The organism is Bacillus sp. DE0042 (assembly GCF_007680225.1).
Classification (GTDB): Bacteria; Bacillota; Bacilli; order Bacillales; family Bacillaceae_G; genus Bacillus_A; species Bacillus_A wiedmannii.
This window is the reverse complement of the sequence record NZ_VEJP01000011.1, coordinates 68,708-80,691: the sequence shown is the minus strand read 5'-3', so window position 1 is coordinate 80,691 and position 11,984 is coordinate 68,708. Positions and strand designations below refer to the sequence as shown.

The window sequence follows — 11,984 nt, the reverse complement described above, 5'->3', positions numbered from 1 at the left end:
ATTTTTCTATCATTCAATTTCCAAGTCAACTATTAAATATGCCATGATTAATACTAAGTAGAAACTCACTCCAGGTGCAATTAAAATATGACCAGCCATGAATGAGATACCTAATCCGAGAAGTATTGCTGCAATCATCATTGCATATTTCACTGTGAATATTTGTTTAAATTTAGTAAATATACATGCAATAAATTTAATACCAAAGTATAAGAATGGAATTACAAGTAAAATAAACCCTATGATTCCGAAAGAATAGAACCAATCGTGGAAGTCACGTTCAATTAATTTCGGCTGTTCTTTATAGTTACCAGCATAACCCATTCCTAATAATTTTTGAGACATTGGGGCTTCATTATAGAAATCTTTATACATCTGTTCAAATAATTGACGCCCACTAAAAATAAGAGCTTGCGTTTCTTCTTTCTTCTCCGCTACTTTTTCTTTTGCTTTTTCTTTCTCTTTTTCTTGCTCTGTCACAGGAGGTTTGTGCTCTTTAGCTTCCTCCTTCTTTTTCTCTTCCTTTTTCACACTCTGTTCTTGTTCAATTAATTGGAAATGGAATCCCATATTTTTCATAAACGGTGAAAAAGGTGTATATGCCAATATGCCTACAAATACAGTTATTGCAAGAAAACCATTCAATAAATAGGCATGTTTCTTTCCATCTTTACGCTGTGTAAATGCTTGAATAAAGCACATAACAACTGCGATAGCCATTGATCCAAAGATTGCTCCTACGCCAACCTTTGTCCCAATTGCAAATAGTGAATAAACAACTAAAATTGAAGGAATCCAATAGTACGCTTTACCTATACTTTTTGTTTTTTCGATTGAATACAAAATAACAATTGGACACATGATGGCTAAAATAGATCCTAGCTCGTTACCTGCATAAAACCAACCGCGTGATCCTAACTTTACCCATTCATAACTATTATAGTCTGTTCCAGTAGTAATCGAAGCTACCATGACTACTCCTATAATTAGCGACGCATACGTAATATAGTCACGCATTTTTGAATTTGAACGGCTTTTCTCTTTTAAAGACTTAAATACAAACACATAACAAGTAAGCATAACAAACGGATATAATGCTTTTGCTATAAACTTAATTTCCTCTGAAAGTACCATAGGATCTTTTGTAAGCTTGTTATTTACCAATCCGATGGTGAAGACTATTCCTACTAAAATTATATACAATATATATTTTATATTTCCTTGTTTCTTCGTTTGAATTAAAATATATATCCCGCTTAGGAACATAACGAATAAGCGTGTAATAACTCCAATGGTCGTATCAATTTTTAAAACCATTATACAGAATGCTGTGAGCAAATCTAAAATTGGTTGCAACAAAATAAAGATTAATAGGAAATTTTCAAATTTATTACTTTTACTATTTTCGCTTAACATCTAGAACCTCCATAACTATTACCTAATTTCAATCTATACTGTTAATATTTTTTTCTTATCTCAAATATTTATTATAACATATATTTTTTAATTAAACGTCTCACATTTCTCCCCCATCTTACCTTATAGAAAAAAAGCATATTTGCATTTTCAAGCGCTTTCTTTCCTCATTTTTTCTTTTTTTCTACATGTAAAGAAAATGCATTGTTATTTACATAACTTTAGTGTATATTTTTTCTCTGGAACATCTTTAGGAGGAAGGGATTACAGCAATGTTATTAATCGACATATTTACGTTTCTTGGCATTATCGCCGCTGCTATTTCCGGTACATTAGTTGGTTTAAAAAAAGATTTAGATTTATTCGGTGTCCTTTGTTTAGCTGTAGCCACTGCGCTCGGCGGCGGTATTATTCGTGATATTATGATCGGTAACCTGCCTCCTGTCGCATTTGTTAAACCCATTTACTTTTTTGTAAGTGTATTATCAGCATTATTTACTTGTATGTTTTTTGAGCGTATCAATAAACTGCAAGTCGTTATTATGCTTTCTGATGCTGTTGGCTTAGGTGTTTTTACAGCTATTGGTGCAAATGCGGCAATGTCACATCATGTTGACGCCTCATTTTTAGTTGTTTCAATGGGAGTCATTACAGGTATTGGAGGCGGTATTTTGCGTGACATTTGCGCTCAAGATATCCCCTACGTATTCCGAAAAGAGATTTACGCAATCGCTTCTATCTTAGGAGCAATTAGTTTCCTAATCACATATGCAATGGGGGCACACGTACTAGCTTTCTATGTTTGTTTATTAGTAACATTCATTATTCGTGTTGTCACTGTAATATATAATGTACATTTCCCAGTTTTCTTTAAAACACATGCTAAAATTAATAAAGGCCATTAAGAGAATTCTACATAGAATTCTCTTAATTTATATACTATTCTACACACTAATATAGAGTAATTGCATATAAAAATATATAATTATATTAGAACTAAAAATGAAAACGCTTTATACACAGGGGGAAGAACGATGCTTGGGGTTTTTAAAAAACATACAAATAAAACAAACGCCAGTATACTTGAATTAAGTAAGGATCAAAAAATCACTTTTAACGTGCCTACTAATTCTGAACTGAAAATTCAAATGGATATGCTACATATTTCAAAAGAAGATTTACAAATCGTAAAGGTACTACAACCCTTTATTTATGAAAAAATTGATTGGATTACGGAAAAATTCTATGCCAATATTACAAAGCAGCCTAATTTAACTACTATTATTGAACGTTATAGCTCTATTCCAAAACTAAAGCAAACTTTAAAAACACATATAAAAGAATTATTCAGCGGAGATATGCACGAAGATTTTATTGAACAACGTGTTAGAATTGCCAAAAGACATGTACAAATTGGTTTACATAGAAAGTGGTATACAGCTGCTTATCAAGAATTATTCCGCTCTATCATGAAGATTTTGCAAACAAAAATTACAACAATTGACGATTTTTCTTATTCTATAAACGTAATAAACAAATTATTCACCCTTGAACAAGAGCTCGTTATTGCGGCCTATGAATATGAATATGAAAGAATGCAAAAAGAACATGAAAAAGAAAAAGAAATAACAGCTATGACCATTACGCATATTGCAACAGAACTAGCATCTGTATCTGAAAAAACGAGTGCTTCTATTCAACAGTTAACCGCTAAATCTGAAACTATTGTAGAAATTGCCAAAACAGGTACATCATTAGCTACAACATCAGAAGAAAAAGCGAATAAAGGGAAAGAACAATTAAATCAACAGAATAAACGAATGGAATACATTCAAACAAACATGGAAACGATTATTACAGATACTCATGAACTTCTCGATATTTCTAACAAAATTAACGAGATTATAGACATTGTAAAATCAATTGCAGAGCAAACAAATTTGCTCGCACTAAATGCTGCTATTGAATCTGCACGTGCTGGGGAATTTGGCAAAGGCTTTTCTGTTGTAGCTGGAGAAATTCGCAAGTTATCAGAGCAAACGAAAGAATCTATATTCAACGTTACAAAGCTCGTTGAAAAAACAAATGAACAAATTGTTCGTGTCTCTTCTTCAGTGAAACAAATTAGCTCCCTCGTATCTGAAGGAACGGATAGTATGTCTGCAACAGATCAATACTTCCAAGAAATTGTAAAAGACATGTCTAACTCGAAAGAACAGAATAAAAAAATTGAAAATGAGTTAGAAACCATTTCACAAGTAATGAAAGGAATTCAAGACGATTCCTCAAAAATGGCTCTAACAGCTGATAGTTTACAACTAGAACTGAATAGATAGGGTGAAGCTTATGTCAGTAGAGATTCTTCATCTCTGCTGACTCTGAGTCCTCATCTTCCATCCATAAAAAAAGAATCCAAACTGGATTCTTTTTATTTTCTGAAGAATATTTTTTGACAATAAACGTAACTCATATAAACACCAAAGCTTTGCAAAATAAACAAGGCTGGTACAATAAGATTGTAATATGCCATATCTACTTGGAAGAGCCTTAACAATACGTATCCGCCAATTAACAAAACGAACAACATATATCCTTCGCTTTGTTGTTTCTTAATAAGAAAGTGTAATAAAGCTATCGACATAAATAATGTTACCGCTATATATATAAGTTTTTCACATTTAAATAGAATAGAATGTATTCCCTCACCTGAGAATTGATTAATTACTGGCTTTAAAAGTTTAAATCTTTCTTCTTCAATCTCTTTTAGCTTTTGATCAATATGCTCTGTTACGTTTTGATTCTTTGTTATTTTTTCCTCATTTTTACTTTTTCCAATTAAAACAGATTGAACATACGTCTCATTTGAAATTGTATATTGTGACATTCCCATTGTCTGAATTCCATAACTCACACCAAAATGAGCACTATAAAACAGAATAAGTATCCCTATCATCTTTAATAGTACTTTTTGCTTCATTGCTGATTGAAAGAGTTCAATTAACAACACATATACAGCAATAAAAATGGGAAGAAATAATCCTATTGGGAAAATCATATTACTGCATGCAAATAAAATTGCTGAAAGTACCCACATATAAGGATGATCTAAACCTTTATATAAAAGTATGTAGCAAGCCAAATAAAATAAAAATATTGCGAGCGATTCTGATGTTAATAAGGAACTCATAAATATATTCGGAATATATAAAGCGTAAAATACAGACGCAATACGGCCGCATTCTTCTCCGAAAACCATTGCTGCAATACGATAAATGAAAAATGCAGTCCCTGTGCAAAATAAAATATTGAATAACTGCAATGCAAATACTGTATCACCAAATACACGAATAATAATTGATTCATAAATAATAAAAGGTAACTGCGCTACGTTCTCTATGTTATTACCAATTGCAATCTGCTTTGCAGACTCAAACATAGCTTTCATATCACCAATTATCGGAACGTCTACAAATAGAACCATACTAAGTCTCACAATTATAGATGTACTCATAAGGAAAACAAGAAATTGTTTATCTGTAAAACGATACTGTAAAATTGATGCCACTAACAGCATGAGAATAACAAAAATAACCAATACAATTGTTACACTTGTTGTACTGTCGCCAAAAAATTGTTTACTTGTTTCAAACGCTGACCAACAACTATAAACAAAAAATGCGAGCATCGCACCAATCATTATTTTACTGAAAAAAGACGAAAAATTTGTTTGTATATGATTCATATGTCCATTGCACCTCTATTTCCATTCATAACAAAACGATTCTATCATGAATAGGTACACAGCTGATAGGGAATTTCTATGACAAATACAGGGTCCTAATTTTTTCACTTGCAATGTAAGCGAATCCTCTTTTACACTACACTTTATATAGTAATAAATTTTCTTTCAGTTACATGAATACAAATACAGAAGTTTTACTAACCCTCTTCTGGAATTCTTTACTTCATTAAATATCTATCGATTTTTATTTGTACTCCACTTACAATACATGTCATTCTGATTGAAAACAGAAAATAGGGGCTGACCATATGGAAAAGAAATTCATGCGAGAATCCAAAGCAATTAAAACAACACGTGTTTTTCCGAATGATTTAAATAATCATCAAACACTTTTCGGAGGAAAATTATTAGCAGAAATTGATAGTATCGCTTCAATTGCAGCTGCAAGACATAGCCGTAAACATTGCGTAACAGCATCTATCGATTCGGTTGATTTTTTAACTCCCATTCACCAAGCAGATTCTGTTTGTTACGAAGCATTCGTATGTTATACAGGAAAATCTTCAATGGAAGTGTTCGTAAAAGTAATTGCAGAGAATTTATTAGCAGGCGAACGTAGAATAGCTGCAACATGTTTCATTACATTCGTTGCATTAAAAGATGGAAAACCTTCTTCTGTTCCACAAGTGCTACCTGAAACGGAAGAAGAACATTGGCTACACACAACTGGTTCTGAACGTGCTGAAAGTAGAAAAAAAGGACGTGTAAAAAGCAAGGAAATGGCTGAAGTTCTAACTTTAAGTAAACCTTGGAGTATATAGGCCTTCACCATTAAAATATCTTCTGAGCGAATACTATCATGTATTCGCTCATTTTTATAAGAAATTCCACACCTTCATACAACCATTACCCCTTTTCACACATATTATGTAATATTTTTATACATACCTGCTCAGCCTTAGCTTTTTTTAATGAATAAAAACCCATTTATAATAGGGTTCTATGCCATCAACAGTTGATTTACAAAGTTTATGTAGGGTACACTTATACGGGTGGTCAACAAAACAATTTAAGGATTTGTAAACAGTGTAGAAAACACCTTACACTTCATTATATTGAGAGAATTAACTCTAGTGAAAAAAACCTTACTATGACATAGCAAGTATTTTAATGAAACTGGATTATTTTAATGGAAAGGTGAAATTATGCAGAAATCAATTGCTTCAAATATTTTTTATAAAATACTGCTCAACACGTTTAATATTATACTTCCAATTTTAGTTGGTCCTTACGCATATCGAACGTTAGGAGCAAGTTCAATTGGAACCGTTAACCTTGCTGAAACTTTTTTCAATTACTTCTTCGTGTTCGCCGTATTTGGTGTATATCAATATGGTTTACGTGAAATTAGCTTAATTAAAAACGATAAAAAGAAAGTTTCTAAGTTATTTACAAGTCTCTATGTAATTAACTTCACAACTAGTATTTTGGCTTTATCAGGCTTTGTGCTCTTTAGTTATATTGGATACGGACATGAAAGTCTATTTCCTGTTCTTCTTATTTTCGGTTTTAACTTTATATCTAATATGTTTTATGTGGAATGGTTCAATGAAGCATATGAAAATTATGACTTCATCACTAAAAAAACAGTTATCGTTCGATTAATCTATGTTGTACTTCTTTTCTCTTTCATTCATGGGGTCGACGATTACAAAACATATGCTGGTTTATTAGTATTATCGACATTTTTAAACCACTCTATTAGCTTTATATATGTGAAACGCCAAGTAAAATTTGATTTTTCCGACTTAACGATTATTCCTCATTTAAAACCGTTACTATTAGTCTTGATTTTTTCAAATGCTAATATTTTATATACTCAATTAGATCGTCTTGTTTTAGGGGTATATGTTGGAAAAGAAGAAGTTGCATATTACGTAATGGCTTTTCAAATTATGATGATTATTAATACACTTATGTTAAGTGTTGTACAAGTAACCGTTCCAAGACTGTCTTACTTATCAGGGAACGCATCTGAAATGGAATACGAATCATTATTAAACAAAATTTCAAAAGTATATTTCATTACCCTATTCCCCGCCTCAATTGGTTTAATGCTCATTGCTCATGGAGCTGTTGTTATTTACGGTGGACAACAATTTGCTGAGGCTGGTAATACATTAATTGTTTTCGCCTTCTATATGATTACAGTCGGTATTGAGTCCATTTTATCGAATCAAATTATTTATGTAAAAAAGAAAGAAAGCATTTTAGTGCGATTTTTATTCATTTGTGGATTTATCAACTTAGCATCCAATATTGCACTAATATATTTCCATGTACTTACACCAACAACCGCAATTTTCACAACAACAATTGCGAATTGTTTCTTAATCACATTTGAATATATTTATGTGAAAAAGAAATTAAAAGTGAATTATACGTTATTCGATATACAAAAACTTAAATATCTATTTTATTCACTAACATTTGTCCCGATAGCATTCGTTATTGATATGCTCGTATCTGGGCAAATACTACAAGTTATCCTAGTAATAATAACGTGTGGATTAACATATGCCCTTATCCTCTTTATAACAAAGGATGAAATTCTATTTTCACTACTTGAAAAGATACTGGCACGATTCAAAAAAGCTTAAACGCAATCTCTAAAAGGAGCTGTTAAACTTGAAATTTTCTTTAATCATGGCTACTTGTGGCAGACGTGATGATATTCTTGACTTACTAAAATCACTTGAACAACAAACTTACAAAAACTTCGAACTTATCGTAGTAGATCAAAATGATACACCAATCTCTGATTTATTTGATGAATATAAAGAAAAATTTTCTATTCATTACATTTATACACCCATTAAAGGACTATCGAGAGCGCGAAATGCAGGATTAAAAGTAGCGGATGGCGATGTCATCGCTTTTCCAGATGATGATTGTATTTATGAAACAAATGTTTTAGAGAGTATATTAGAAACTTTCAACTCTAATAAAGATGTTCATTTCATCTCAACAAACACTACAAATGTTGAAGGAACAGGTTCTTTAATACACGCACCGAATACAGACATTATTTTAAATAATAAGTATGGATTCATGGGACCTTCTTTCACACTATTCTTCACAAAGCAATTTGTACAAGATGTAGGTACATTTGATGAAGATTTAGGTGTTGGTTCTGGCACGATTTATGGAGCTGGTGAAGAAACTGACTTTGTACTACGTGGTATGAAACAAAATTATACTGGTTTATTTAGAAAAGATCTGTTCGTATACCATCCTGTAAAAGAGGAAATTATTAATGAACAATCATTAAAACGTGCCATTTCTTATGCTGGTGGTTTTGGTAGGGTTATTCGCCTACACTATGGATTCCCTTATTTCTTACGTGCTGTCGCTGCGGCAACATTCCGTATGACACAAAATATTTCTAATGATAAGCGCAAATTCCACGCAAATCGCTTACGCGGAATTGTTCGTGGATATTTAAAATAAAAAACAAGGTGTAACCACTTTTATTAAATGGTTACACCTTGTTTTTTTATTTCTCTTGCATCTCTTATTTCTTGCAAAGTAACCCATCATTCTTTTATAATCGCATCCCTTACTGGTCAATTATATTATATATTTTTGAAATGATAGCATTATATCCAAGAATTTAGTATCATGATTCAAGACACTATTTAGAAATGAACGGAGGACATTATGAGCTTATTAACTGTTGAAAAATTAGGCCATACATTTGGTGATCGTACATTATTTAGAGATGTATCCATGCGCTTACTCGCAGGAGAACATGTTGGATTAGTTGGAGCAAACGGTGTTGGTAAATCAACATTTATGAATATAATTACTGGTCAGCTTATCCATGACGAAGGTCGTGTAGAATGGACACCTGGTACAAATTATGGTTACTTAGACCAACATACCATTTTAACACCTGGTCGCACGATCCGTGACGTATTAGCAGATGCATTTTTACCTTTATTTGAAAAAGAAAAAGCTTTAAATGAAGTTGCAGAAAAAATGGGAACTGCTACACCGGAAGAATTAGAGGAACTTCTTGAACAAATGGCAGAAATTCAAGATGCCCTTGAAGCAGGTGGCTTCTATTTATTAGATATTAAAATTGAAGAAGCAGCACGTGGCCTTGGAATTGACGCAATTGGTCTAGATCGTGATGTTGCGGCATTAAGTGGTGGACAACGTACGAAAGTATTACTTGCAAAATTACTACTTGAGCAACCAGAAGTACTACTATTAGATGAGCCTACCAACTATTTAGACGTTGAACATATTCATTGGTTAACAAATTATTTAAAAGAATATCCACATGCGTTCCTATTAATTTCCCATGATACGGAATTTATGAACAAATGTGTCGATGTTATTTTCCATCTAGAATTCACAAAAATGACGCGTTATACAGCGACATATGAAAAATTCCTAGAACTAGCGGAAATTAATAAAAATCAACATATTAATGCTTACGAAAAACAAAAAGAGTTTATTAAAAAACAAGAAGATTTTATTGCAAAAAATAAAGCCCGTTACTCAACAACAGGCCGTGCGAAGAGCCGTCAAAAACAACTTGATCGCATGGAGCGTATCGATCGTCCTGAAACAGCGATTAAGCCTGAGTTCTCCTTTAAAGAAAGTCGTGCAAGTAGTCGATTTGTCTTCGAAGGGGAAAATGTAGAGATTGGATATACACATCCGTTATTACCAAAATTAACAATGACAATCGAACGTGGTGAAAAAATTGCAATTGTTGGATGTAATGGTGTTGGTAAGTCAACACTGTTAAAAACGATTTTAGGTAAGATTAAACCATTAAGCGGAAAAACAAGTCTTGGTGACTTCTTAAACCCATCATACTTCGAGCAAGAAGTAAAAGCTGATAATATAACACCGATTGATGATGTTTGGAATACATTCCCTAGCTTAGACCAGCATCAAGTACGTGCAATGTTAGCGAAATGCGGTTTAAAAAACGAACACATCTCTCGTCCACTGAATCAATTAAGCGGTGGCGAACAAGCAAAAGTTCGTTTATGTAAACTAATGGGTGAAGAAAGTAACTGGCTACTCTTTGATGAGCCAACAAACCACCTTGATGTTACAGCAAAAGAAGAGTTGAAAAAAGCGATGAAAGCATACAAAGGAACAATTCTTCTTGTATGCCACGAACCAGACTTTTATGAAGAGTGGATAACAAAAACTTGGGATGTAGAGAAATGGGCCCAAGAAAATTCTTAATCCCCTAAAAAAAATCCCTTTACACTACTATTTAGCGTGTAAAGGGATTTCGATTTAAAATAACCATACAGTTTGATAAGGAGTTTTTAGTAATGCAACGTACATTCCCCCTAAAGCTTAATATATTTTTTGTAAAGTGCTTATTAGTACTATGTCTAATTATTTCTGCTGCTATAACGTGGCAATCAATAGTCGTAATTCAAGAAAAAACTGACACACATTCCTTTATTATCATCCCGATTATTATTCTAATAGGCCTTCTATTTTTGCTTATTGGCTATATTTCTAATAAGTATATGTCTACATTTACATTTACCGTTTCACTTATTGTTTTAGCTTTTTCTGTTCGATTAATTTGGGTTCTCTACGTTCCAACTCCTATCGAATCAGATTTTTCAGTGATGTACAATAGTGCTATTCAAGCTACTAAAGGCGATTTTAGTTTTGCACAAGATGACTATTATACTTCATGGGTTTATCAACTTGGATTTACAATGTACCAAGCCCTCATTATTAATTTATTCGGTGAAGGGCCTTTCCTTCTAAAACTTTTAAATATAATGTATTGCACAGGAACAACCTTGCTAATTTACAAAATAACTTCATATGTTTTTAATGAATGGTCTGGAAGAATGGCTGGATTACTATATGCATTATATATTCCAAGCATTGTAATGAGCTCATTACTAACGAATCAACATATTGCCACATTCCTATTTTATCTTGGGTTTTATTTATTAATTACAAAAGGCCTAACCCATAAATATATGTGGATTTTTATAGGGATCTCCCTAGCTTTAGGAGATATTATGCGTCCACTTGGCGCTTTAGTTTTGATTGCAGTAGCTCTTTATGTCTTTTTACAAGGTATATTAGGAAAATCAAAACAGGATATTTTAACTTCTATAAAAAAATTATCTGGGATTTTCATCATTTTTTACCTTGTTCATTACATTATAAGTTCTTCATTTATATCTGCCGGAATTACCCAATATCCGCTATCTAACAGGGATCCTCTCTGGAAATTCACCGTAGGACTTAATCACGAAACAAGAGGTGGATATTCTTCAGCAGATGTAGAATATGTTATGTCCTTTGAGCTTGGAAAAGAACGGGAAGCCGTTGAGAAGAAATTGATTCAAGAGCGACTAGCTGATCCACAAAAGGTTTTATCTTTATTTAGTGATAAATTCACGATTATGTGGGCAGATTATGATTCCGCCCCAGTATGGAGTCTGGCAACACTAAGTAACACAGAGAATGATATGGTTACCTTACAAGACGACCTTAAGACATACGATAAATATATATATATTACAACTATGTTATTTGGTACGTTAGCAACTTTTTATCTCATACTAACCAAGCAAAACAACACACATTACACACTATTTTTATTATTAATAATTGGATATATAACGATTCACTTCTTAATCGAATATCAAACAAGATACCGATACTTTATCATCCCTAGCTTTACAATCATTCAAAGTTCTGGACTATATGTAGTTTATCGTCTCATGTCTAAAAGAAAGACTACAAAAATATAAGA

At 32.5% G+C, this 11,984-nt stretch carries 9 protein-coding genes and 1 pseudogene; 8 read left to right on the top strand and 2 right to left on the bottom strand.

Annotated elements, in window-relative coordinates; translation table 11 throughout:
- Positions 1-9: 9 nt before the first annotated feature.
- On the bottom strand, positions 10-1,416 hold the full coding sequence (locus FS802_RS28100; protein WP_000947789.1) for an O-antigen ligase family protein: 1,407 nt from the start codon (positions 1,414-1,416) through the stop codon (positions 10-12).
- A gap of 272 nt (positions 1,417-1,688) precedes the next feature.
- On the opposite strand from FS802_RS28100, the gene FS802_RS28095 reads away from it, so the two are divergent.
- The 3 genes and pseudogenes from FS802_RS28095 (at position 1,689) to FS802_RS32140 (ending at position 3,752) form a co-directional block, all read left to right on the top strand.
- Complete coding sequence (locus FS802_RS28095; RefSeq protein ID WP_000924376.1) at positions 1,689-2,321, top strand: trimeric intracellular cation channel family protein; 633 nt, start codon at positions 1,689-1,691, stop codon at positions 2,319-2,321.
- 129 nt (positions 2,322-2,450) lie between these two features.
- Positions 2,451-2,948 (top strand): annotated as a pseudogene (locus FS802_RS32145) (protoglobin family protein); the annotation flags it as partial.
- Positions 2,949-3,011: 63 nt separating this feature from the next.
- On the top strand, positions 3,012-3,752 hold the full coding sequence (locus FS802_RS32140) for a methyl-accepting chemotaxis protein (RefSeq protein ID WP_371399406.1): 741 nt from the start codon (positions 3,012-3,014) through the stop codon (positions 3,750-3,752).
- 92 nt (positions 3,753-3,844) lie between these two features.
- Here the strand turns inward: FS802_RS32140 and FS802_RS28085 are convergent, their stop codons facing one another.
- On the bottom strand, positions 3,845-5,158 hold the full coding sequence (locus FS802_RS28085) for an ArnT family glycosyltransferase (protein ID WP_098653645.1): 1,314 nt from the start codon (positions 5,156-5,158) through the stop codon (positions 3,845-3,847).
- Positions 5,159-5,466: 308 nt separating this feature from the next.
- Between FS802_RS28085 and FS802_RS28080 the strand changes: the two genes are divergently transcribed.
- The 5 genes from FS802_RS28080 (at position 5,467) to FS802_RS28060 (ending at position 11,982) form a co-directional block, all read left to right on the top strand.
- Entirely contained in the window at positions 5,467-5,979 is a 513-nt protein-coding gene (locus tag FS802_RS28080; RefSeq protein WP_000412135.1) for an acyl-CoA thioesterase, read from the top strand.
- Positions 5,980-6,363: 384 nt separating this feature from the next.
- The gene (locus FS802_RS28075; protein ID WP_098653644.1) at positions 6,364-7,818 is read left to right on the top strand and encodes an oligosaccharide flippase family protein; all 1,455 of its coding nucleotides are present in this window, start codon (positions 6,364-6,366) and stop codon (positions 7,816-7,818) included.
- 28 nt (positions 7,819-7,846) lie between these two features.
- Complete coding sequence (locus FS802_RS28070; protein WP_064476036.1) at positions 7,847-8,668, top strand: glycosyltransferase family 2 protein; 822 nt, start codon at positions 7,847-7,849, stop codon at positions 8,666-8,668.
- Between the two features lie 210 nt (positions 8,669-8,878).
- Positions 8,879-10,432: an ABC-F family ATP-binding cassette domain-containing protein gene (locus FS802_RS28065; RefSeq protein ID WP_098653643.1), complete on the top strand. Its 1,554-nt coding sequence runs from the start codon at positions 8,879-8,881 to the stop codon at positions 10,430-10,432.
- 92 nt (positions 10,433-10,524) lie between these two features.
- Positions 10,525-11,982: an ArnT family glycosyltransferase gene (locus tag FS802_RS28060; RefSeq protein ID WP_098653642.1), complete on the top strand. Its 1,458-nt coding sequence runs from the start codon at positions 10,525-10,527 to the stop codon at positions 11,980-11,982.
- The last annotated feature ends 2 nt before the right edge of the window (positions 11,983-11,984 follow it).